21 protein-coding genes are annotated in these 23,374 nt (G+C 62.6%); 14 read left to right on the top strand and 7 right to left on the bottom strand.

Features of this window, described 5'->3' with window-relative positions; genetic code table 11:
- Nucleotides 1–2: 2 nt before the first annotated feature.
- Together ctaA and ACXAHG_RS00535 are read right to left on the bottom strand one after the other, a co-directional pair.
- Nucleotides 3–1,148, bottom strand: coding sequence for a heme A synthase (gene ctaA, locus ACXAHG_RS00540; protein WP_475055372.1), 1,146 nt, complete (start codon nucleotides 1,146–1,148; stop codon nucleotides 3–5).
- Between the two features lie 60 nt (nucleotides 1,149–1,208).
- On the bottom strand, nucleotides 1,209–1,961 hold the full coding sequence (locus ACXAHG_RS00535; protein WP_475043367.1) for an RNA methyltransferase: 753 nt from the start codon (nucleotides 1,959–1,961) through the stop codon (nucleotides 1,209–1,211).
- Between the two features lie 166 nt (nucleotides 1,962–2,127).
- Here ACXAHG_RS00535 and ACXAHG_RS00530 point away from each other — a divergent pair, with 166 nt between their 5' ends.
- Nucleotides 2,128–2,760 (top strand): thiamine phosphate synthase, encoded by a 633-nt coding sequence (locus ACXAHG_RS00530; protein WP_475043369.1) that lies wholly within the window; start codon nucleotides 2,128–2,130, stop codon nucleotides 2,758–2,760.
- Nucleotides 2,761–2,775: 15 nt separating this feature from the next.
- Here ACXAHG_RS00530 and ACXAHG_RS00525 read toward each other — a convergent pair whose 3' ends face one another.
- Complete coding sequence (locus ACXAHG_RS00525; protein WP_475055371.1) at nucleotides 2,776–3,927, bottom strand: HupE/UreJ family protein; 1,152 nt, start codon at nucleotides 3,925–3,927, stop codon at nucleotides 2,776–2,778.
- Between ACXAHG_RS00525 and ACXAHG_RS00520 the strand changes: the two genes are divergently transcribed.
- From ACXAHG_RS00520 to ACXAHG_RS00505, 4 genes are all read left to right on the top strand, one after another.
- Entirely contained in the window at nucleotides 3,926–4,735 is an 810-nt protein-coding gene (locus ACXAHG_RS00520) for a DUF4198 domain-containing protein (RefSeq protein WP_475043371.1), read from the top strand. The two genes, ACXAHG_RS00525 and ACXAHG_RS00520, sit on opposite strands and share 2 nt — an antisense overlap.
- Nucleotides 4,736–4,776: 41 nt before the next feature.
- Entirely contained in the window at nucleotides 4,777–5,685 is a 909-nt protein-coding gene (locus ACXAHG_RS00515) for a PfkB family carbohydrate kinase (RefSeq protein WP_475055370.1), read from the top strand.
- Nucleotides 5,682–6,596, top strand: a complete 915-nt coding sequence (locus tag ACXAHG_RS00510; RefSeq protein ID WP_475043374.1) for a pseudouridine-5'-phosphate glycosidase — start codon at nucleotides 5,682–5,684, stop codon at nucleotides 6,594–6,596. The genes ACXAHG_RS00515 and ACXAHG_RS00510 overlap by 4 nt, the downstream gene beginning before the upstream one ends.
- An 80-nt stretch (nucleotides 6,597–6,676) precedes the next feature.
- Complete coding sequence (locus tag ACXAHG_RS00505) at nucleotides 6,677–7,393, top strand: DUF502 domain-containing protein (protein ID WP_475043376.1); 717 nt, start codon at nucleotides 6,677–6,679, stop codon at nucleotides 7,391–7,393.
- On the opposite strand, the gene ACXAHG_RS00500 is transcribed toward ACXAHG_RS00505, so the two are convergent.
- Nucleotides 7,390–8,418 (bottom strand): patatin-like phospholipase family protein, encoded by a 1,029-nt coding sequence (locus ACXAHG_RS00500; protein ID WP_475043377.1) that lies wholly within the window; start codon nucleotides 8,416–8,418, stop codon nucleotides 7,390–7,392. The two genes, ACXAHG_RS00505 and ACXAHG_RS00500, sit on opposite strands and share 4 nt — an antisense overlap.
- A 100-nt stretch (nucleotides 8,419–8,518) precedes the next feature.
- On the bottom strand, nucleotides 8,519–9,292 hold the full coding sequence (locus tag ACXAHG_RS00495) for a 3-hydroxybutyrate dehydrogenase (protein ID WP_475055368.1): 774 nt from the start codon (nucleotides 9,290–9,292) through the stop codon (nucleotides 8,519–8,521).
- 327 nt (nucleotides 9,293–9,619) lie between these two features.
- Here ACXAHG_RS00495 and ACXAHG_RS00490 point away from each other — a divergent pair, with 327 nt between their 5' ends.
- The 5 genes from ACXAHG_RS00490 to ACXAHG_RS00470 all read left to right on the top strand — a co-directional run bounded on the left by ACXAHG_RS00490 (nucleotide 9,620) and on the right by ACXAHG_RS00470 (nucleotide 13,854).
- Complete coding sequence (locus ACXAHG_RS00490; RefSeq protein WP_475055615.1) at nucleotides 9,620–11,437, top strand: extracellular solute-binding protein; 1,818 nt, start codon at nucleotides 9,620–9,622, stop codon at nucleotides 11,435–11,437.
- Between the two features lie 73 nt (nucleotides 11,438–11,510).
- Nucleotides 11,511–12,344 (top strand): arsenate reductase/protein-tyrosine-phosphatase family protein, encoded by an 834-nt coding sequence (locus ACXAHG_RS00485; RefSeq protein ID WP_475055366.1) that lies wholly within the window; start codon nucleotides 11,511–11,513, stop codon nucleotides 12,342–12,344.
- Nucleotides 12,345–12,365: 21 nt separating this feature from the next.
- Nucleotides 12,366–12,842 (top strand): arsenate reductase ArsC, encoded by a 477-nt coding sequence (locus ACXAHG_RS00480; protein ID WP_475043383.1) that lies wholly within the window; start codon nucleotides 12,366–12,368, stop codon nucleotides 12,840–12,842.
- Nucleotides 12,839–13,495 (top strand): aquaporin, encoded by a 657-nt coding sequence (locus ACXAHG_RS00475; protein ID WP_475043384.1) that lies wholly within the window; start codon nucleotides 12,839–12,841, stop codon nucleotides 13,493–13,495. The genes ACXAHG_RS00480 and ACXAHG_RS00475 overlap by 4 nt, the downstream gene beginning before the upstream one ends.
- A gap of 128 nt (nucleotides 13,496–13,623) precedes the next feature.
- Nucleotides 13,624–13,854 carry a hypothetical protein gene (locus ACXAHG_RS00470; protein ID WP_475043385.1) on the top strand — a complete coding sequence of 77 codons (231 nt, stop codon included), beginning with the start codon at nucleotides 13,624–13,626 and terminating at the stop codon, nucleotides 13,852–13,854.
- Between the two features lie 9 nt (nucleotides 13,855–13,863).
- Here ACXAHG_RS00470 and ACXAHG_RS00465 read toward each other — a convergent pair whose 3' ends face one another.
- On the bottom strand, nucleotides 13,864–14,487 hold the full coding sequence (locus tag ACXAHG_RS00465; RefSeq protein ID WP_475043386.1) for a helix-turn-helix domain-containing protein: 624 nt from the start codon (nucleotides 14,485–14,487) through the stop codon (nucleotides 13,864–13,866).
- 64 nt (nucleotides 14,488–14,551) lie between these two features.
- Here ACXAHG_RS00465 and ACXAHG_RS00460 point away from each other — a divergent pair, with 64 nt between their 5' ends.
- The 4 genes from ACXAHG_RS00460 (at nucleotide 14,552) to ACXAHG_RS00445 (ending at nucleotide 19,842) form a co-directional block, all read left to right on the top strand.
- Nucleotides 14,552–16,057: a class I adenylate-forming enzyme family protein gene (locus ACXAHG_RS00460; RefSeq protein ID WP_475055364.1), complete on the top strand. Its 1,506-nt coding sequence runs from the start codon at nucleotides 14,552–14,554 to the stop codon at nucleotides 16,055–16,057.
- Complete coding sequence (locus ACXAHG_RS00455) at nucleotides 16,054–16,719, top strand: DsbA family oxidoreductase (RefSeq protein ID WP_475055362.1); 666 nt, start codon at nucleotides 16,054–16,056, stop codon at nucleotides 16,717–16,719. The genes ACXAHG_RS00460 and ACXAHG_RS00455 overlap by 4 nt, the downstream gene beginning before the upstream one ends.
- A 153-nt stretch (nucleotides 16,720–16,872) precedes the next feature.
- The gene (locus ACXAHG_RS00450; RefSeq protein ID WP_475055360.1) at nucleotides 16,873–18,108 is read left to right on the top strand and encodes a multidrug effflux MFS transporter; all 1,236 of its coding nucleotides are present in this window, start codon (nucleotides 16,873–16,875) and stop codon (nucleotides 18,106–18,108) included.
- Between the two features lie 60 nt (nucleotides 18,109–18,168).
- Nucleotides 18,169–19,842, top strand: a complete 1,674-nt coding sequence (locus ACXAHG_RS00445) for a tetratricopeptide repeat protein (protein WP_475055358.1) — start codon at nucleotides 18,169–18,171, stop codon at nucleotides 19,840–19,842.
- Nucleotides 19,843–19,899: 57 nt separating this feature from the next.
- Here the strand turns inward: ACXAHG_RS00445 and mfd are convergent, their stop codons facing one another.
- Nucleotides 19,900–23,352 carry a transcription-repair coupling factor gene (gene mfd / locus ACXAHG_RS00440; protein WP_475055357.1) on the bottom strand — a complete coding sequence of 1,151 codons (3,453 nt, stop codon included), beginning with the start codon at nucleotides 23,350–23,352 and terminating at the stop codon, nucleotides 19,900–19,902.
- Between the last annotated feature and the right edge of the window lie 22 nt (nucleotides 23,353–23,374).

Raw genomic sequence — 23,374 nt, 5'->3', positions numbered from 1 at the left:
GGTCAGTGATCCTTGATCGAGGTTGCAATGGGATAGGCAGACAGGAAACGGGCGCGCAAAATCAGCACCCAGACACCGATAGCCACCAGCTGATGGGTGATCGCGGCGTGCAGCGGCGCGGCGTAAACCACGGTGATGATCCCCAGCACCACCTGCACCGACAGCGCTGCGAAAACGGCGTTGAAGGCAAAGCGGGTGCGCGCGTGGGCAGAGCCGCGCCCGCGCAGCCAGGCCACCACGGCAAAGGCAAACAGCAGATACCCCGCCACCCGGTGGATGAATTGCACCAGCCCGGGGTTTTCAAAGAAGTTCTTCCAAACCGGCTCCAGCATGAAGGGGTTCGGCGGGATCACCTGCCCGCCCATCAGCGGCCAGTCGGTATAGGAGCGTCCGGCGTCGATGCCCGCCACCAGCGCGCCCAGCAGGATCTGCAGGAAAGCAAAATGCATCAGGCCGGTGGACAGGCTGAACAGCTTGGCCTCCTTGGCGCGGCGTGCCTGCATCAGCTCGCGCTCCTCGCGGCCCAGCATCAGCACATACCAGGCAATGAATCCGAGGATCACGAACGCCAGCCCCAGATGCACAGCAAGGCGGTAGGAGGCCACGGCGGTCATTCCCTCGCCCTGCGTGACGCCAGAGGCCACCATCCACCAGCCGATGGCGCCCTGAACGCCGCCCAAGACACCGGGCAGCAGCAGCCGGCCAGCCCAGCCGGCCGGGATCTTGCGCGCGGCCAGAAAGCCGAAGAACCCAAGCGCCCAGACCACGCCAATGAAGCGGCCCAGCTGGCGGTGGCCCCACTCCCACCAATAGATCTCTTTGAAATCAGCCAGTTCCATCCACTGGTTCTGGATGCGCCACTGGTCGATTTCCTTGTATTTGTCGAACTCTGCCTGCCACTCCGCCTCGGACATCGGCGGGACGGCCCCGGTCACGGGGCGCCATTCAGTAATCGACAGGCCGCTGTCGGTCAGGCGCGTCAGCCCGCCCACCACGATCATTGCAACCACCAGCGCAAACAGCACCATCAGCCAGGCGCGGATCGCCTTGCGGGCACCGCCACGGCCCCGGTCGATCAGACCCGGCTGCACCGCGGGCGCGTCTTTCTTCTCGCCCTCAACCTCTTCGAAAATGCTGCGCTTGCTCATGCTTGCCTCTTTTTCTCTGGTGCCAAGCTAGGGGCGGGTTATTCAAAGGTCCAGAGCAGCTTACTCGCCGCCGCGCTCTTTCCAGCGGACCATCTGGCGCATGATGCCGTGCAGCATCTGCACGTCGGAACGGGTCATCCGCATCCGGGACCACAGGTTGCGCAGGTTGGTCTTCATGCTGTCTGCCTTTTCTGGCGGGAAGAAGAAGCCCGCTTCGTCCAGCCGATCCTCATAATGTTCCACCAGTTTTTCGACTTCAACGCCGCTCGCCCAGTCGCCCTTGCGGCCCAGATCGGTTGTTTCATGCACGACTTCGCCCGATTGGCGCATCCATTCATAGCCGGTCAGCAGCACGCATTGGCCCAGGTTCAAGGAAGCGTAAAGCGGGTTCACCGGCACCGAGATGATGGCGTTCGCCTTGGCGATATCCTCATTCTCAAGGCCAGCACGTTCCGGCCCAAACATCACCGCGACCTTCTCGCCCGCTGCGATCTTCTCCGCCGCGATCTGCATGGCGCGTTCGGGGCTGTAGACCGGCTTGGTCAGCCCGCGCTGGCGGGCGGTGGTGGCAAACACATAGGTGCAGTCGCCCAGCGCCTCCGGCACGTCGGCGCACAGCTGCGCCTCATCCAGCAGTCGCCCAGCGCCAGAAGACATCGCCACCGCCTTGGGGTTCGGCCATCCGTCGCGCGGCGCCACGATGCGCATCCGGTCGAGACCGAAGTTCCACATCGCCCGCGCCGCGGCACCGATATTCTCGCCCATCTGGGGGCGGACAAGGACAAAGGCAGGCTGGGGCGTATCGGTGGGCATCGTGTTCTCCGGCAAAATCGGCCCTGCTGTACTGCCCGCGTAGCGGCGGGGCAAGGTCCAGTACGGGTTTGAGCTGCATTTACCGGGGCTTCACCCCCGCAAATCCTTGCGTCCTGCCGGAAATCGGCTAAACACCGTCCAATCGCCTGAACAATGGAGCACCGCCATGGGAAGCCCTGCTGACACACCAGAGCAGCCGCAGATCTATCTGATCTCCCCGCCGAGTTTCGAGCTGGGCAAATTCCCCGATCAGCTGGCCCGGGTGCTGGATGAGGTGGACGTGGCCTGTGTGCGCCTGGACCTGGCGAGCCGCGATCAGGACACGCTCAGCCGTGCGGGCGATGCGCTGCGTGAAGTGACCATGGAGCGTGACGTGGCGCTGGTGATCTCTGACCATCAGATCCTGGCAGAGCGGCTGGGGCTGGACGGCGTGCATCTGACCGATGCGTCAAAATCCATCCGCACCGCTCGCAAAGCGCTGGGGCCGGATGCGATTGTCGGCTGTTTCTGCGGCGCCTCGCAGCATGACGGCATGGTGGCCGGCGAAGCGGGTGCGGATTACGTGAGTTTTGGCCCGGTAGGCACCTCCGGCCTGGGCGACGGCGCGCAGGCGGAAGCGGACCTGTTCCAGTGGTGGTCGCAGATGATTGAGGTTCCGGTTGTGGCCGAGGGTGGCCTCACTGAGGACTTGGTGCGTGGCATTGCACCCTTCACCGACTTTTTTGGCATCGGTGATGAGATCTGGCACGCGGAAGACCCGCTGGCGGCGCTCAAGGTGCTGATGCGGGCGATGGACTAATGCCCTAGCGGGTGTTTACAGAAACACCCGCTCCACAAACCAGTAGCCGCCGATCATCGCGATGGTGACAGAGGCCGGGATAGCCACCCGGCCGCGGTATTTCGGGTGCCGCCCGAACCATAGGCGCACGCCCACGTAGGCAGCGGCAATCACCGCCAGCTGACCCAGTTCCACCCCGACGTTGAAACCGATGAGCGCGGGCAGGAACTGGTTAGGCGGCAATCCGAACGCCCCCAGCACAGAGGCAAAGCCCAGCCCGTGCAACAGCCCGAAGCCAAAGATCACAAAGCTGCGCCAGGTGTGCAGCTTGCGGGCAAAGATGTTCTCCACCGCAACGAAGACGATCGACAAGGCAATCAGCGGCTCGACAATCGCGGGGTTCACTTTGACCATGCCCAGCGCGCCCAGCGCCAGGGTGATGGTATGGGCGACGGTGAACAGGCTCACCTGCAAGAGCAGCGGTTTCACCCGCGGGCTGAGAAAGAACAGCCCCAATACGAACAGAATATGGTCCAGCCCCTTGGGCAGGATATGGGTGAAGCCGACGGGGATGTACTCCACAAAAGCCTCGACCGGCGTTTTGGCTGCGCCGCCATTCACTGGGATCGGCGGAGAGGTCTCCCCGCCTTGCAGATAGCCGGTATAGGGCTCCGCCACCCCGTTCTGCCGCAGTACTACACTGCCGGACCCTTTGGGCCAGGCAATGCGCAGGGTGCGTGATCCGGGTGGCACTTCGCCAGCCAGTTCCAGAAAGGAGGCGCGCGGCAGGCTTGCATCGCCAACTTCGGGGATAGTGACCCTGGTGACTTCCAGAGCAACCGGGCCGCCTGCGTGAATCGAGAACGTTTGCAGCCAGTCCTCTGCAAACAGTTGCACCATCGGTTCCAGTTCCCTCCGGTCCAGGGCCCGCAGCTCGTCATAGTCCGCGGCTTGAGCGGTCTGGTTGGTGTCAGAGAGCCCATCGAGGTTGATGCCCGCGACAAAAGCCTCCACGTTCAGGCGCAGCTCCAGCGTGATTTTGCCGTCCCTCACCATGAAATCGGCAATCGCCGGGGTGACCTCATGCGCGCGGGCAGGTTCGGGTGCTATTGCAACCACGCAGAACAGCAGCGCAAATAGTGTCCGCAGCCAAGTCACACTGCGCTCGACAGCCAAGGAACCCTTCATGCAATACCGCCTGTTCTGCTCAATTCTCTGTGCCGGGCTGACCCTGGGGCCCGCGCCGGTGTTATCCCACGAGTTTTGGATTGAGCCGCAGAAATATCAAGTGGATTCCGGGAACAAGGTGGTGGCGCGGCTGCGCAACGGGCAGGAATTCAACGGGGCGGAGCAGCCCTACCTGGATCACCGTATCGCGCGCTTTGAGGTGTTCCAGGCGGAAGCGGAGTTACCCTACCTCGGCCGGATGGGGGATATGCCCGCCTTTGCGGCCGAGACACTGCAGGATGGTCTGGCCGTGCTGATCCACCAGACGCAGCCGCAGACCATCACCTATGACAGCTGGGAAGAGTTCCAGGCTTTCATTGACCACAAAGCATTTGGCGATATTCGCACACCGCATCAGGCGCGCGGGCTGGCGGATGCGGGTTTCATTGAGCAATACACGCGCTATGCCAAGGCACTGGTGGCAGTTGGCGATGGCAGCGGGGCCGACAGCGCCACCGGTTTGGAAACGGAGATCATCGCCTTAACCAATCCCTACACGGATGATCTGACAGCGGGGCTTCCGGTCCGGGTGCTGTATCAAGGGACACCGCGTCCCAAGGCGCAGGTTGAGGTCTTTGCCAAGGCTCCGGACGGCACGGTGACCATAAGCAGTCAATTGACCGATCCCAATGGAGAGACTGTCGTCAACGTCATCCCGGACCATGCCTATCTGCTGGATGCGGTGGTCCTGCGCCCTGCCCCGGATGGCAAAGATTACGTTTGGGAAAGCCTTTGGGCTTCCTTGACCTTCGCGGTGCCCGCGCCGTGATGCCGCTTGCAGAGGCCCGTCAAAGGCGGCAATAGGTCATTATGACACAAGCCCCTAACTCTCAGACACCCGCCATCCTGTGCATCGGATCGGTCCTGTGGGACATCATCGGCCGCTGCACCAGTGAAATGCAGCGCGGTTCGGACATGCCCGGGCGCATCACCCGTTTGCCCGGCGGCGTCGCCATGAACATCGCCATGACCTTGTCGCGCTTTGGCGTGAAACCTGCGCTGCTGACCGCCGTGGGCCGCGACCCCGAGGGCGACGAGCTAATCCATGCCTGCGGCCACTTCGGCCTCATTACTGATCACATCTACCGCTCAGAGGATCTGCCCACCGACCGTTACATGGCGGTGGAAGGTGCCAACGGGCTGATTGCCGCCATTGCCGACGCGCATTCGCTGGAAGCCGCGGGCGACAAGATCCTGCGGCCGCTGTCCGACGGCTCACTGGGAACCGAGGCCGCGCCCTATGAGGGCCAGGTAGCACTGGATGGCAACCTGACCCTGTCGCTGCTGGATGACATCGTTGCCAGCCCGGCCTTTGCCAAGGCGGACCTGCGCGTGGCGCCTGCCTCGCCGGGCAAGGCGGAACGGCTGCGACCCTTTCTGACCCGCACCCGCGGCACGCTCTATGTGAACCTGGAAGAGGCCGGCATCCTGTGCCAGGCCGAGTTCACCGACAGCGAAACCGCGGCAAAAGCAATGCTGGATCGCGGTGCTGCGCGGGTGCTGGTCACCGATGGCGGATCCTCTGCCACTGTTGCTGATGCCGAGGGCACAATCACCCTTGTCCCGCCCCGCGTTACCGTCGCCCGGGTCACCGGAGCAGGCGACACTTTCATGGCCGCCCATATCGTTGCCGAGGCACGGGGCGAAGACCGCAAGACCGCTTTGGCCTCAGCCCTCAAGGCTGCGGCAACCTACGTTTCAGGAGAACCCCCGCTGTGATCGACATTCAGTATTCATCCGAAGTCCAGGCCGCCAAGGCCGATGGACAGGCTGTCGTTGCGTTGGAAAGCACCATCATCACCCACGGCATGCCCTATCCGCAGAATGTCGAGGTTGCCGCACAGGTGGAGCAAGACATCCGCGATGCCGGTGCCGTGCCTGCCACAATGGCGGTGATCGAAGGCGTGCTGCATGTGGGGCTTGAGCCTGATCAGCTGCAGGCGCTGGGACAGGCCAAAGGAGTCGCCAAGATCTCCCGCGCGGATATGCCCGCCTGCATCGCCACTGGCGGCACCGGGGCCACCACGGTTGCAGCGACCATGATCGCGGCGCGGCTGGCGGGCATTTCCGTCTTTGCCACCGGCGGCATCGGCGGCGTGCACAAGGGGGCAGAGACCACATTCGACATCTCCGCCGACCTGCTGGAACTGGCGCAGACCCCGGTGACCGTTGTGGCCGCGGGCGCCAAGGCAATCCTCGACCTGCCAAAGACCCTGGAAGTGCTGGAAACCCAGGGTGTGCCGGTGATTGCCTACGGGCAGGACAGCTTCCCTGCCTTCTGGTCGGCCCAGTCGGAGCTGAAAGCACCGCTGCGCATGGACACCCCTGCTGATATCGCCCGCGCCCACGCCACCCGTCAGGCGATGGATCTGCCCGGCGGCCAACTGGTGGCCAACCCGATCCCGGCAGATGCCCAGATCGCGGCAGAGGATCTGGCCCCGGTGATTGCCCAGGCCCAATCCGAAGCCGATGCCCAGGGTGTTGCGGGCAAGGATGTGACCCCCTTCCTGCTGAGCCGTATCTTCGAGCTGACCGAAGGCCGCTCGCTCACCGCGAACATCGCGCTGGTGCGCAACAATGCCCGGCTGGCGGCAAAGATCGCACAGGAACTGAACAAACTGACACAATGAGTTGAAATTAGGGGCGGAAGCCATTGCTCCGCCCCGAAACAGTGCCTAGGTTCCAATCGAAATTTCCGCAAAGCAGACACATGACCACGCCTTTCGACGAAGAACCGCACCGCCGCCCGGGACTGTTTGCCAGCCTGCGCGCTTCTTTCTTTACCGGCATCGTGGTTATCGCCCCTGTCGGGCTGACGGTCTGGCTGTTGTGGTCGGTGATGGGCTGGATCGACAGCGTGGTGCTGCCGCTGGTGCCGCATACCTTCCGGCCTGAGCAGTATATCGGCATCAACCTGCGCGGCGTCGGGCTGATCATCTTCCTGCTGTTTACCATCATCGTGGGCTGGATCGCCAAGGGCATCATCGGACGCTCGCTGATCACCTTCGCCGAAAGCCTGGTCGACCGGATGCCGGTGGTGCGCACGGTCTATTCCGGCATCAAGCAGATTTCCGAAACCGTCTTTGCCCAATCAGAGCGCAGCTTTGAAAAAGCCTGCCTTGTACAGTACCCGCGCAAAGGCATCTGGGCGATCGGCTTCATCTCCACCAACGCCAAGGGGGAGATTGCCAAGCGGGCCGAAACCAGCGGCGGGCTGGTCAGTGTCTTTCTTCCGACCACCCCGAACCCCACATCGGGCTTTCTGCTTTTCGTGCCGGAGGAGGACGTGATCGAACTGGAGATGTCGGTCGAGGATTCCGCCAAGCTGGTGATTTCCGCAGGTCTGGTCTACCCGAACCCCAAGGACCCGACCAAGCCGTTGGAAAACGGCAAGGCCGCAAAGGAGCTTGAAAAAGAAGACGCCTAGCCGAACATTTCAGGCAGATCTGCTGAGGAACGCACGCCGAGGTTTTCCCTGTTCTGCGCCAGAAACACTTCGGCCGCGTCCCGGCCTGCCTCTTTCAGCCGCGCCAGGATCTGCGGCACCGGGAACAGCTTTGTGGTGACTGACAGCTGAGTCATCAGATCATCGTCAGCGATCATGTGCACCCGCACCTGTTTCATCCGCCCCTGCTGAATGGTGCCATCGGCCAGCAGCCGTTGCACGAAGTTGATTGCCCTCAGTTCCCGCAGCAAGGATGAGTTAAAACTGATCTCATTCACCCGGTTGCGGATCTGCTGCGGCGTCTTGGGTATCTCGTCGCGCTCCAGCGGATTGATATTGACGATCACCACATCGCCCGGCAGCGCGTCGCGAAACAGCGGGAACAGCGCCGGGTTCCCGGTGTAGCCGCCGTCCCAATAGGCTTCCATGCGGCCGGTTTCCGGGTCTTCGATCTCCACCGCTTGAAACAGGTCCGGCAGGCAGGCAGAGGCCAGGACCGCGTCGGTGCTGATTTCCTCCCCCTCGAAAACGCGGATCTTACCGCTGCGCACGCAAGTGGCGCAGATGAACAGCTCTGGGCCTTCGCCCGCACATACCTCGGTAAAATTGAACTGCTCGACCACCTCGCGCAGCGGGTTTTTGTAAAACGGCCCGTAGTGATAGGGGGAGATTACCTGACTGAGGTTTTCCAGCGGCGAAAACGGCATTGCCGCCTCCAGCGCGCCCGCCCAGGCCACCGCATCAAACCGCGTCAGCCAATGATTGAACCGCATGTCGCCCACGGCGCCCATCCGCTTCCACAGCCCGTCCAGCGCCGCCTTGGCACCGGCGTGCCCGTCCTGCACCATGCCCGCCTTGAAAGCAGCCCCGTTCAGCGCCCCGGCGGAGGTGCCAGTGATCCCGGCAACCTCGATCCCCTCCTCCTCCAGCAGCCGGTCGAGCACGCCCCAGGTAAACGCCCCATGCGCGCCGCCGCCCTGCAGGGCCAGATTAATCCGTGTCACCAAACGCCACCTGCCTATTTCACCTTTGTGAAAATACTCCGGGGGTGAATTGCCCCGTCGGGGCAAGAGGGGGCTGGCCCCCTCCCGCCGTCACCGCACGCGTTTACAGCGCGGTCCAGCCGCCATCGACGCTGATGGAGGTGCCGGTGATCTGCGCTGCCGCGTCCGAACACAGGAACACAGCCGTGCCGCCCAGCTGCTCCACCGTGGCAAACTCGCGGCTCGGCTGGCGCTCCAGCATCACCTTTTTGATCACCTCTTCCCGGCCCATGTTGTATTTCTCCATGGTGTCGGGGATCTGCGCCTCCACCAGCGGAGTCAGCACATAGCCCGGGCAGATCGCATTGCAGGTGATCGGCTCCTCCGCGGTTTCCAGCGCCACCGTCTTGGTCATGCCCACCACCCCGTGTTTGGCGGCCACATAGGCGGCCTTGTAGGGCGAGGCGGTCAGCCCGTGCGCTGACGCAATATTTACGATCCTGCCCCAGCCAGCCGCGCGCATCCTGGGCAGTGCTGCCGCCATCGTGTGGAAGTTTGAGTTCATGTTGATCGCGATGATCGCATCCCATTTATCCTCGGGAAACTCATCAATCGGCGATACGTGCTGGATACCTGCGTTGTTTACCAGGATATCACAGGCCCCGGCCTTCTCGATCAGTGCCCGGCAGTCCGCGCCCTTGGACATATCGGCCTGGACATACTGGGCATTGACGCTGAATTCACGGGCGAGCTCTGCTGCCAGCGCGTGATCTTCCTCCCGGTCGGTGAAAGAATTCAGCACCACGTTCGCCCCTGCCCGCGCCAATTCGCGGGCCACCCCCAGGCCGATGCCTGAATTCGATCCGGTGATAACGGCGGTCTTGCCTTGCAATGTCATCGCTTTCTATCCCATGGCTGAATGAACCTGCCGCCACTGTGCCATGCTGCAGATGCAAAAGAAACGCGTAAGACTACGGATAACCCGCCCTTGTTTTCACAGGCGCATTCATCCAGAGGCTGCGGAGCAGTTTTGCAGAAAAAAACGCCCGCACAAGGCGGGCGTTAGTTATTGAGGCAGGTTTCATACAGGCAAGAAACCTATCGAGCAGTGACCCCTTTATAAGCAATTTCCGGCTTTCGTCCAAGCTAAAAGTTTGAAAAGACGAAAAAGCGCACGTAGCGTGCAGAAGCAAGAAAATAAGGGCAGAGCGGGATTGTTGTGAAATTGCGAAAAGAAAATTTCCGGAGTCTGGGATCGGCGCTGGCTGGAATCACCCTGGCTTTTGCCGCGAATTTTGCGCTAGCAGAATCGACCCATGGCATAGCTATGTATGGCGCCCCTTCCCTGCCACCGGATTTTGTGTCTTTACCCTATGCCAACCCCGATGCCCCCAAGGGCGGCAAGGTCGTATTTGGCAATACCGGAGGTTTTGACAGCCTCAACCCGTTCACCCTTAAGGGGACCTCCCCGTGGCAGCTCCGGTTCTGGGGATACGAGAGCCTGATGGGCCGGTCCTGGGACGAGCCGTTCGCGCTTTACGGTCTTTTGGCCGAATCGATTGAGGTGCCTGAGGACCGGTCCTGGGTCGAATTCACCCTTCGGCCGGAGGCCCGATTCTCTGATGGCAGCCCGGTGACGGCCGAAGATGTGGTCTGGTCCTACAGAACGCTGGGCACCAAGGGCCATCCACGGTACCGCGGGTTCTGGACCAAGGTAGAAAAGATTGAACAGACCGGACCGCGCCGCATCCGCCTGGCCTTCAATGTCGAAGACCGTGAATTGGCGCTGATCGCCGGCCTGCGCCCGATCCTTCAGAAGGCTCAATGGGAGGGCAAGGTTTTCGGTACGGACGAGATCGAAGGTGCCCCCATCGGCACCGGTCCTTATGTGGTCAGCGCCTTTGAACCGGGCCGCCATGTCACCCTCGCCCGTAACCCGGACTATTGGGGCAAGGATCTGCCCTTTCGCCGCGGCACCCAGAACTTCGACGAAATGCGCATCGACTTCTTTGGCGATGCAACCGTTCTTTTCGAGGCCTTCAAGGCAGGCGAGCTGAGCGCGGTGCGTGAGTTCAACGCCGACAAATGGGACAGCGCCTACAGCTTTCCAGCCATAACCCGCGGCGATGTGGTCAAAAGCGAGATCCCCCATCAGCGCCCGTCAGGCATGACCGGGCTGGTCATGAACACCCGCCGCGCGCCGCTCGACGACTGGCGGGTGCGCGAGGCGCTTCTGCTGGCATTTAATTTCGAGTACATCAACGGCACCGTTACCGGCGGCACCCAGCAGCGCATCACCTCCTATTTCTCAGGCTCGGTGCTGGGAATGCGCCCCGGCCCGGCGGAGGGCAAGACACGCACGCTGCTGGAACCTTTTGCGGACAGCCTGCTGCCCGGCACGCTGGAAGGTTACAGCCTGCCCCAGGGCGACGGCAGCAAGCGCAACCGCGGCAACCTGCGCAAGGCGATGAAACTGCTGGAAGAGGCCGGCTGGACCGTCAAGGGTGGCGTGCTGCGCAATGCGGAGGGCACCGCACTGGACCTCAGCGTTCTGATCCGCCAGGGCGATGGCGAGATGAAGACCGTCACCGAAATCTACGCCCGCGCGCTGGAGCGGCTGGGCATCACCCTGACGGCTGAAACCGTGGACAATGCGCAATACGCCGAACGGGAAAACGCCTATGAATTCGACCTTACCCGGTTCCGCCGGGAACTGTCGCTGAGCCCCGGTAACGAGCAGCGCTACTACTGGGGCAGCGAGGGCGTGGTTCAGCCCGGCAGCCGCAACCTGATGGGTATGGACAGCCCGGCGGCCGAGGCGATGATTGACGCCATGCTGACGGCAACAGAGCCGGAGGATTTCACCGCCGCGGTCCGGGCACTGGACCGGGTGCTGACCGCCGGTCGCTATGTCATTCCGTTCTGGAGCTTCGACACCGGCCGTATCGCCCATATCAAGGAAATGCGGTTCCCGGACAGGCTGCCGATTTACGGAGATCGCACCGGCTTCATGCCTGACGTCTGGTGGTATCAGGCCGACTAACCTGATGAGGCAGCGCTGCAACCGGTGTTAAGATCTGTTGACAGCAGTTATGTATTTCAGTATTTCGCGAATTATGGAAATAGAACTTTCAGATAAACTCGCCGCCCTGGCACACCCGAACCGTTTGGCGCTGTTCCGGCTGCTGATGCGGCGCTATCCGGACGGCGTGCCGGCAGGCGAAATCGCGCAGGCACTGGAGTTCAAGGCAAACACCGCCTCTGCTTATCTGTCAGCTCTGAAGAAAGCCGGTCTGATCACCCAGCAGCGCACCGGCACCTCGCTGATGTATGCCGCGGACTTGCCCGGCCTGCGCGGCATGTTCGACGGGCTGCTGTCCGGCTGCTGCCGGAACCGCCCCGGTATCTGCAGTCCGGTCATGAGTGAAGAGAAGATCATGCCAACGCCTGAGCGCCCGTTTAACGTCCTGTTCATCTGCACCGGAAACTCTGCCCGCTCCCTGATGGCCGAGGCCATTGTGAACCAGGAGGGCGGCGGCAGGTTCCGCGCCTTCTCTGCCGGAACGCAGCCCGCTGCGGGGCCGCGGCCTGAGGTGATGGCCTTGCTGCAAGCCAAGGAGATTGAAACTAGCGGCCTGCGCTCCAAGGAGCTGGATGAATTTTCTGCGCCGGATGCGCCGCAGATGGATTTCATCTTCACGGTCTGCGACCATGCCGCCAACGAGGAATGCCCGGCCTGGCCCGGCCAGCCGATGAGCGCCCATTGGGGCCTGGCCGATCCGGTCAAGGCCGAAGGCACCGACGCTGAACGGCGGCTCGCCTTCCAGCAGGCCTACGGGCTGCTGCGCAACCGGATCAGGGCCTTTGCGGCGCTGCCCTTTGAAACACTCGACCGCTTGTCGCTTCAGCACCGCGTTGACGGCATCGGCCGCTTGAACTCATCCGACTAAACCAAAGCACGGACATATAAAATGAATATTCTGGTCCTTTGCACCGGCAATTCCGCACGCTCCATCCTGCTGGAGTCGATCTTCAATACACTGGGGGCCGGCCGCACCCGCGCCTATTCTGCCGGCTCCAACCCCACCGGCAAGGTGCATCCGCAGTCGCTGATGCTGCTGGAGGAACTGGGCCACGACACGGCCGGCGCCCGCTCCAAGAGCTGGGACGAGTTCGCCGAAACTGATGCCCCGGAGATGGACCTGGTAATTACCGTCTGCGCCTCTGCCGCTGGTGAAACCTGCCCGGTCTGGCCCGGCGCCCCGGTGCGCGCCCATTGGGGGGTTGAAGATCCGGCAGCTGCAGATCAGCCGGAATGGGACAAGGCATTCCGCACCGCATATGCCGCGCTGGAAAAGCGCGCCAAGGCACTGCTGGAACTGCCATTTGAAACCATGTCCCCCGCCGAGCTCTCCCAGCAGCTCAAGCGGATTGGAGAAATCGTATGACCGCGCAGAAACTGCTGGCCGAGGGGCTGGGCACAGCCATGCTGCTGATTGGCGTCGTTGGCTCCGGCATCATGGCGGAGACGCTGGCGGATGGGAATGTGGCGCTGGCGCTTTTGGCAAATGCGATTGCCACCGGCTGCATGCTCTATGCCATCATCACCACGCTTGGCCCCATCTCGGGCGCCCATTTCAATCCGGCGGTCACGCTGGCCTTTGCCCTGCGGGGGGATCATTCCTGGAGCGCTGCAGCGCCCTATGTCCTGGTTCAGATCGGCGGCGGCATCCTGGGTGTCTGGGCCTGCCATGTGATGTTTGACCTTGCAATTTTGCAAAGCTCAACCACCATGCACCGCACCGGCACCGCGCAGTGGTTTTCTGAAATTCTGGCCACCTTCGGCCTATTGTTCGTGATCTTCGGGGGGCTGCGCTCGCGCCCCGAGGCGGTGCCTGCGCTGGTTGGCCTTTATATCACCGGCGCCTATTGGTTCACTTCCTCAACCAGTTTTGCAAACCCCGCTGTCACCATCGCCCGCGGCTTCAGCGACACCTTTGCCGGCATCTACCCGGGCCACATTCCGATGTTCATCGTGATGCAGGTGATCGCAGTTGGCATTGGCCATCTTGTTCTGCCGCGCCTGTTCGCGCGGCAGTAAGACCCGGCAAAATCCTGCCGACGGAGGCGGCCCCGGGTCCAGTGCCCTTGGCCGCCGTTACAAAAATGCCCGGAAAGTGTTACCATGAGGGTCCGAAAACCATAATCCGTTTGTCAGGGAGGCCCCCAATGCCTGTACAGACAGCAGCTGCCAGCTGGATTGACAGGATGCCCCGCATCAAACAGCGCTTTCCGCACCTGAAAGCCTCCAATGCGCCGTCGCTATTGGATGACCGGGACAAATTCGTCGCCTATCTGGCGCGCACCCACCACCTCACCTTGAATGAAGCCAAGGAAGAGGTTGACGATTTTCTCTATATCGAAAGCCTGCTGCGGGAACTGGACGGCCGCAAGCATTAGCCAATCACATCAGGCAAGCGACGTGACCCAGAGGATCATCGCGTCCTCGGGGCTGGTTGAGATGACATTGTGGCCCATGGCCGCATCGTAATAGGCGCTGTCGCCGCGGCGCATCTCGATTGGTTCGTAGAATTCCGTATAGAGCTTGACCACGCCGGTCAGCACATACAGGAACTCCTCACCGTCATGGCGGACCCAGCCGTCAAATTCTTCCATCGACCGCGCCCGCACACGCGCCCGGTAGGGCAGCATCTGCTTGCGCGACAGGCCATCGGCCAGCAGCTCATGCTCGTAAGTGGCAGTGGCATGAGCAGAGCCATCGCCGGATTTGGTCACGGTCATGCGGCCGTTCACCTGATCCCGCTGCGGCGGCGTGAACAGCTGCGGCACCGAGATTTGCAAACCCTCAGCCAGCTTCTTGAGCGCCTCGTAAGTCGGTGACATCTGGCCGTTTTCGATCTTGGACAGCGTCGAACGCGCCAGCCCCGCCTGGTTGGCGGCATGTTCCAATGTCCAGTCCCGCGCCTTGCGCAGCTCGCGCACGCGCGCGCCAAGGTCCAAGGGTTCAGCGTTATCCTCACCACCGTTTGCACGGGCAATGGTGATCAGGGATTTCGGGTCACGGGTCTTCATAGCCACTCTATAAGCCGCAGCCGCGCCGCTTGCAACGCAGGACGGTGCGGGATAGCCAATTGCCATGCTGTCGATATTTGATCAGGGGCCTTTCGAGCCCTGCCCTGCCCCCTTCAATCTTGCGGCCCATGTGCTGCGCCATGCTGCGAGGCTGGCGGACAAGACCGCGCTGTCTGTGCTTGATGGCGATGGATGCGAGGATTGGAGTTTTGCCCGGCTGGAGGCCGCCGTCCGCAGCACTGGCACCGGGCTGCTGCAGGCCGGGCTCAGGCCGGGTGGCATCGTGCTGATGCGGCTTGGGAACACGGTGGAGTTTCCCATCGCCTATCTTGGCGCCATTGCCGCAGGCCTGGTGCCAGTGCCGACCTCTGCCCAGCTGACAGCGCCGGAAACGGCCCGGATAATCGCCGATCTGGAACCGGCGGCTGTGCTGCGGGACCCGGCTGTCCCCTGCGCGAGTCACCGGTTGCAGATCAGCACGGCGGACCTGTTGGACATGCACGGACTGCCCCCTTGTGAGTACGCCTTTGGTGATCCTGAACGGCTTGCCTATGTGGTCTATACTTCCGGCACCAGCGGAAATCCGCGTGCGGTGGCCCATGCCCACCGGGCTGTCTGGGCGCGGCAGATGATGGTGGACGGATGGTACGGGCTGACAGAGGACGACCGGCTGCTGCATGCCGGCGCGTTCAATTGGACCTACACCCTGGGCACCGGCCTGATGGACCCCTGGGCCGCGGGCGCAACGGCATTGATCCCGGCCCCCGGAACCCTGCCGGAGGCGCTGCCAGACCTGCTGCGCAGCCACCGCGCCACGATCTTTGCCGCCGCCCCCGGAGTCTACCGCAAGGTCCTGCGCGGCGGAGCCTTGGTGCTGCCGGATCTGCGGCACGGGCTTTGCGCAGGTGAAAAGCTCTCCCGCCACTTGCATGAAACCTGGGAGGCTGCGACGGGACGCGGCCTTTATGAGGCCTTCGGGATGTCGGAATGCTCGACTTTCATCTCATCCTCGCCTGCGCACCCGGCGCAGGACGGCGCCCTGGGCCGGCCGCAGCCGGGCCGCAGAGTAGCGATTGCTGGCGCGGATGGCCCGGTGCCGATGAGCCAGGAAGGCACCATCGCCATCCACCGCTCCGACCCGGGGCTGATGCTGGGCTACCTGAACGCATCAGAGGAAACCGCGGCCCGCTATCAGGGTGATTGGTTCCTGACCGGCGATCAGGGCGCAATGTCTGAGGATGGCCAGATCCGCTATTTGGGGCGCAACGACGACATGATGAATGCAGGCGGCTACCGGGTCTCACCGATTGAGGTCGAAACGGCCCTCGCCGCCCATCCCGGCATCACCCAGGCCGGCGCCGCTGCAGTGGAGGTGAAAGAGGACACTTACATCATTGCCGCCTTCTACACCGGTCCCGAAGAGTTGAACGCAGCAGAGCTGCAGGCCTTTGCATCCCGGCGCTTGGCCCGTTACAAGCAGCCCCGCGCTTATGTCCACGTGGACGCTCTGCCCGCCGGCGCCAACGGAAAACTGCTGCGCCGCGCCCTGCCTGCCCTGTTCAAAGGATGACCCAAATGGCCACTGTCAAGCTCGACATCCTGTCCGACCCGATCTGCCCCTGGTGCTATATCGGCAAGACCCATCTGGACAAGGCGCTAGCGGAGGTGCCGGACCATCCATTCGTCATCGAATGGCACCCCTTCCAGCTGAACCCCGACATGCCGCGCGAGGGCATGGACCGGCGCGAATACCTGGAGCGCAAGTTCGGCGGCAAGGAGGGCGCGGTGAAGGCCTATGCGCCAGTGGTGGAGCACGCGGAGAAAGCCGGGCTGACGATCAATTTCGAAGCGATGCAGCGCACCCCCAACACGCTGGATGCACACCGGCTGATTCATTGGGCCGGGGTCGAAGGCAAGCAGACGCAGGTCGTGGACGCGCTGTTCAAAGCCTATTTCGTGGACGCCCGGGATATTGGCGACCACGCCGTCCTGGCGGATGTTGCGCAAGAGGCAGGCATGGAGGCGGATGTTGCCGCCCGCCTGCTGGAGGGCGACAGCGATGTGCAAGCGATCCGCGACCGCGACGCGCATTCCCGCAAAATGGGGGTGGGTTCGGTCCCGACCTTCATCGTTGCCAATCAGCACGCAGTGCCGGGTGCCCAGCCGCCAGAGCTGTGGAAACAGGTTATCGAAGATATCCTGCAGCAGTTGAAAGCAGCCGGGACTGAGTAAGCCGCCGCGAATTGCTTAGCATCGCAACTATGCACAGATTCCTGTGCAGCCGGGCGCTGGCCCGGCTGACGCATTTGTGATAGCGGATGCGGACGGCGCACAGACCGGCCCCGATCCCCGGGGGACCGCTTGCAGTGCCGCCCGAGGTTTCAAATGTCCCAATCCCAGGCCCAACACCCGGCCCACGGCATGGCCAAGGCCGAATTCATCGCGCTGATTGCGATGATGTTTGCCACCATTGCGCTGTCGATCGACGCCATGCTGCCTGCGTTGCCGGAAATCGGTCAGACTCTCAGCCCGGACAACATCAACCGGGCGCAGCTGGTGCTGACCTCCTTTGTGCTGGGCATGGGTCTTGGCACATTCTTCACCGGACCGTTGTCGGATGCCTTTGGCCGCAAGCCGGTGGTGGCTGCGGGCTGTGCCCTCTATGTGCTGGCCGCACTGACCGCCTGGCTGTCACCCTCGCTGGAGATCCTTCTGATCTCCCGCGTTCTGATGGGAATTGGTGCTGCCGGTCCGCGGATCGTGGGCGTTGCCGTTGTCCGCGATCTCTACTCTGGTCGTGAGATGGCGCGGCTGATGTCGATTGCCATGATGATCTTCATGATTGTTCCGGCCATTGCCCCCCTGATGGGCGCAGGCATTATCGCGCTGTCCAGCTGGCGCGCCATCTTCCTGCTGTTCGCGCTGTTTGCAGCGGTCATTGTCCTGTGGACCAGCTTCCGACTGCCGGAGACGCTGGCACGTGCAGACCGCCGTGCCTTTCGTGCACCGCTGCTGATGGCTGCAGTCAAGGAGATGCTGACACACCCGACAGTGCGCCTGTCGATCATGGTGCAGACGCTCTGCCTGGGCATGCTGTTCACCATGCTGACCATGGTGCAGCCGGTCTATGACATTATCTTTGGCCGCGGCGACAGCTTTCCTTACTGGTTCGGGCTGGTCGCAGTGATTTCCGGCACCGCCAGCCTGTTGAATGCCGCCATCGTGGTACGGATCGGTATGCGCCGCATTGTTACCGTTTCACTGGCCGCGCAAATCCTGATCACCGGCACGATGCTGCTGATCAGTGGCTGGAGCTTGCCGGATCCGTGGATGTTCGGCCTGTTTGTGGCCTGGCAGGCCAGCGTCTTTTTCATGGTTGGCACCACCGTCGGCAACCTCAATGCCATGGCGATGGAGCCGATGGGCCATATCGCCGGCATGGCAGCATCAGTGATCGGGGCGATCTCGACCGTTTTGGCCGCCGCCTTTGCCGCGCCTGTCGGGCTGCTGTTTGACGGCTCGCTGGTGCCGCTGGCTGCTGGGCTTTTGATCATGGCCTGCATTGCTTTCCTTCTGATGCTGCAAATGGCCAAAGCCGAGGCGCGTCTGCCCGCCGAATAACGGCCTTGTCCGGATAACGCCCTCTGCCTAACCTTCCCTTAAAAAAGGGGGAGGTTCTTCATGGGGTATGACTACGATCTTGGCAGCTACTCCTGCCCGGTTACCACGGCGGTGCCGGAGGCGCAGGTGTGGTTCGACCGCGGCCTGGTCTGGACCTATGGCTATAACCACGAGGAAGCCATAGCCTGCTTCCGCCGTGCGCTGGAGCACGACCCGGACTGCGCCATGGCCCATTGGGGCGCCGCCTATGCGGCAGGTCCGAATTACAACCTGCCCTGGGACCTGCGCGACGCCAAAAGCCGGGCTGAGGCGTTGGCAGAGGCCTATGACGCGGCACAATCCGCGCTGAAGTGTATCGACGGCTGCACCGAACCCGAACAACTGCTGATCCGCGCCATACAGGCCCGATACCCGCAGCGTGAACCAGGTGAGGACATGCACTCCTGGGATTATGATTTTGCCGAGTCGATGCGTGCCGCCTTTGCCGCCTGCCCGGATCATTTGGACCTGCGCACGGTCTATGCCGAGAGCCTGCTGAACCTGACGCCCTGGAAGATGTGGGATCTTAAAACCGGTTTGCCCGCCGAAGGCGCCGCCACGCTGGAAGCACAGGAGGTGCTGGAATGGGCAATGGAAAACGACCCTAACGCCATGCAGCACCCCGGCCTGCTGCATCTTTATGTGCACCTGATGGAAATGTCGCCCGCGCCCGAAAAGGCGCTGAAGGCCGCCGATGCCCTGCGCACGCTGGTTCCGGATGCGGGTCACCTGGTGCATATGCCGACCCACATCGACGTGCTGTGCGGCGATTACCGTAGCGTAGTCCATTGGAACCAGAAGGCAATCGAGGCAGACCTGAAATTCTATGAGCGCGAAGGCGCGTTCAACATCTACACCGGCTACCGCCAGCACAACTACCATTTCGTGATCTACGGCGCGATGTTCCTGGGCCAGCTGGAACCGGCGCTGGCGGCCAACCAGGGCATACTGGACACCACCCCGCCGGAAATGCTGCTGGTCGAAAGCCCGCCCATTGCGGATTTCTTTGAAAGCTACCTGGCGATGCACCCGCATATCCTGGTCCGCTTCGGGCGCTGGGAGGAGGCGATGGCGCTGGAGCTGCCGGAGGATCAAGACCTTTACTGCACCCTGACAGCCAACACCCATTACGCCCGCGCAATTGCCTATGCCGCCACCGGCCGCGTGGCAGAGGCCGAGGCCGAGGAGCAGGAGTTCCTGGCCGCCACGGCCCGGGTGCCGAAGTCCCGGCGGCTGCACAACAACAAGGTCGTTGATCTGCTTGAAATTGCAACGGAAATGCTGCGTGGAGAGGTAGAGTACCGCAAAGGAAACTATGACACAGCTTTCGCCCATCTGCGCCGCTCGGCTGAGTTGGACGACAACCTGCCTTACGATGAGCCTTGGGGCTGGATGCAGCCCACCCGCCACGCGCTGGGGGCACTGCTGTTTGAGCAGGGCCATAATGCGGAAGCCGAGGCCGTGTACCGCGCCGACCTCGGGCTGGACAGCACTCTGTCGCGCGCCTCTGTGCATCCCGGCAATATCTGGAGTCTGAAAGGGCTGCACGACTGCCTGAAGGCCCGCGGCGAAAGCGTTGAAATCCGGCACATAAAACAGCAGCTGGATCTGGCGCTGGCACGGGCGGACCGGGCCGTGGGCGCCTCCTGTTTCTGTGCTCAGGCAGCGATGAAGCCCAGCCCCTGCTGCGGCTGAGCAAATTTCTTGCGAAGAAATTTGCCAAGGAAATTCGAATTTCCTTGGCACCCGGGATCAGGCCTTGGCTTTCTTCTTCTCGGCCACAACCTTCTCTGCCAGGTCGCGGGCAATGGCGAAGGCGCCCTTGATCTTGTCGGCGTCCTTTTTCCAGTCGCGGCGCACGACGATCTTGTTGTCCTTCACCTTGGCCAGGCCGTTCTGGCCCTGGATGAACTCCACCAGCCCCTGCGGCGAGGCGAATTTGTCGTTATGGAACTGGATCGTCGCGCCCTTCGGCCCGCCATCCATCTTGGCGATGCCTGCGCGTTTGCACATCGCCTTGATCCGCACCACCAGCATCAGCGTGTTCACTTCCTTCGGCAGCTTGCCGAAACGGTCGATCAGCTCCGCCGCAAAGCCCTCCAGCTCCACCTTTGTCGACAGTGATGACAGGCGGCGGTAGAGACCCAGGCGCACATCCAGATCCGGCACGTAGTCCTCCGGGATCAGAACCGGAACGCCCAGGTTGATCTGCGGCGCCCATTGGTCGTCTGCATCAGAGAGGCCCTCCATCTCGCCCGCCTTGATCTTGGCAATCGCCTCCTCCAGCATCGACTGGTAGAGTTCATAGCCAACATCTCGCATCTGGCCCGACTGTTCCTCGCCTAGAAGGTTGCCGGCACCCCGGATATCAAGGTCTTGCGAGGCAAGGGTAAAGCCCGCGCCCAGCGTGTCGAGCGATCCGAGTACCCGCAGCCGCTTCTCTGCCGCCGGGGTCAGGCGCTGGCGCGGTTTGGTGGTGAGATAGGCATAAGCGCGGGTTTTGGAGCGGCCGACGCGGCCCCGGATCTGATAGAGCTGCGACAGGCCGAACATGTCGGCGCGGTGCACCACCATGGTGTTGGCGGTCGGAATATCCAGCCCGCTTTCCACGATCGTGGTGGCCAGCAGAACATCGTATTTGCCATCATAGAAGGCGTTCATCCGGTCGTCGAGTTCGCCCGACGCCATCTGCCCGTGCGCCACCACAAAGGTCAGTTCGGGCAGCTGCGCCTTCAGGAACTCTTCAACGTCCGGCAGGTCGGTGATCCGCGGCACCACATAGAAGCTCTGGCCGCCGCGGTAATGCTCGCGCAAGAGCGCCTCGCGGATGGTGACAGTATCAAACTCGCTGACATAGGTGCGGATCGCCAAACGGTCCACCGGGGGCGTGCCGATGATCGACAGATCCCGCACGCCGGTTAGGGACAGCTGCAAGGTCCGCGGGATCGGCGTGGCCGTCAGGGTCAGCACATGGATGTCGCTGCGCAACTGTTTCAGCCGTTCCTTATGGGCCACGCCAAAGTGCTGTTCCTCGTCGATGATCAACAGGCCGAGGTTCTGGAACTTGATATTCTTGGCCAGCACCGCATGGGTGCCGACCACGATGTCGACGGTGCCCTTGGCCAGCCCTTCGCGGGTCTGGCTCGCTTCCTTGGCACTAACAAAGCGCGACAACTGCCTGACCTGCAACGGGAAACCGCGGAACCGTTCAGCAAAGGACGCAGCGTGCTGGCGCGCCAGCAGCGTGGTTGGCGCAACCACCGCCACCTGCAAGCCTGACATGGCGGCAACAAAGGCCGCGCGCATCGCTACCTCGGTCTTGCCAAATCCCACATCACCGCAGATGAGCCGGTCCATCGGCTGGCCGGAGTGCAGATCCTCCATCACGTCCTCAATGGCGCGCAGCTGGTCGTCGGTCTCCTGATAGGGGAAGCGGGCGGAGAACTCCTCCCACGCGTGCGGCGGGGGATCCATCACTGGCGCCTTCCGCAACGCGCGCTCCGCCGCGATGCGGATCAGCTTGTCCGCCATCTCGCGGATGCGTTCCTTCAGCTTTGCTTTCTTGGCCTGCCAGGCACCACCGCCGAGCCGGTCCAGAAGACCCTCGTCGTGGCCGTATTTGGACAGCAGCTCGATATTTTCGACCGGCAGGTACAGCTTGGCTGCTTCGGCATATTCCAGCAGGATGCATTCATGCGCCGCACCGGCGGCAGTGACCACTTCCAACCCCTTGTAGCGGCCGATGCCGTGGTCCACATGCACGACCAGATCGCCGGGGCTGAGCGATTGAGTTTCGGTCAGGAAGTTCTCTGCTTTGCGGCGTTTCTTGGGTGCCCGGATCAACCGGTCGCCTAGCACGTCCTGTTCCGCGATCACCGTCATATCCGGCGCCTCGAAACCGTGCTCCAGCGCCCAGACCGCCAGATGAAGGCCGGACTTGCCGATGCGGGTGCCATCCATCACCGGGATGGCCACGGCCAGGCCTTCATCCTCGATCAGCCCTGTCAGACGTTCCCGCGCGCCTTCGGAGTAGGAGGCGATAAGGACCGGCCCCTCTTGCATCCGGGCCTTAATGTGGTCCGCCAAGGCACGAAAAAGGCTGATGTTTTCCTGCTGGCGCTCCGGCGCAAAGTTGCGCCCGATGCGCCCGCCCGCATCCGCGACACCGGGGCCGGAGGCCTGCGGCAGCGGGTGGAACTGAACAACGCGCATATCCGAGACCGCCGCCTCCCAAGCCGCATCGTCAAGGTAAAGCAGGCCCGGCGGTGTCGGTTTATAGACAGTGTCGATCCGCCCCTTCTGCTCCAGCGCGTGTTTGCGGGTGCCGTACTGATCCTCGATGCTATCCCAGCGCGCCAGCCGTGCGGGCGTAAGTTGGTCGTCCAGCGTAACGGTCGCCTGCGGCAAGTAGTCGAACAGCGTCTCCAGCTTCTCGTGGAAAAACGGCAGCCAATGCTCGATGCCCTGATGCTTGCGGCCTGCGCTGACGGCCTCATAGAGCGGATCATCGGTTCCAGCCGCGCCAAACTCAATCCGGTAGTTCTGGCGGAAACGGGTGATCGCCGCCTCGTCCAGGATCACCTCGGAAACCGGTGCCAGTTCCACCACTTCCAGCTTTTCTGTGGTGCGCTGGGTGGCGGGGTCAAAGCGGCGTGCGCCATCCAGCACATCGCCGAACAGATCCAACCGCACCGGGCCGCTTTCGCCCGGCGGGAAGATGTCGATGATACCGCCGCGAATGGCGTAGTCGCCCGGCTCCATCACCGTGGGGCTTTGGGAAAACCCCATGCGGACCAGGAAGTTGCGCAGCGCCTCTTCATCCACCCTTTGATCGACACGGGCGGTAAAGGCCGCCTCGCGCAGCACCTCGCGCGCCGGCACCCGCTGGCTGGCGGCATTAAGCGTGGTCAGCAGCACGAACTGGCTGGGCATCTGATGCACCAGTGCGGCCAGCGTCGCCATCCGCGCCGCGGAGATGTCCGCATTCGGCGACACCCGGTCATAGGGCAGGCAGTCCCAGCCGGGAAACACAAACACCGGCATGTCCGGCGCAAAGAAGGCCAATGCTGCCCGCATCGCCTCCATCCGCTTGTCATCGCGGGCTACATGCAGAACCGGCGCGCCGGATTTCTGCACTTCCTGCAGGATCAGCCGGGCGTCAAACCCTTCGGGCGCGCCGCCCATGGTGATTGCACGCTGTGCCATGCGTTGTCCTTTCCGGGAGAGT

Source organism: Leisingera sp. ABD4_442 (assembly GCF_056160905.1).
The sequence above is the reverse complement of the archived record's forward strand: the minus strand, read 5'-3'. Positions and strand labels throughout refer to the sequence as shown.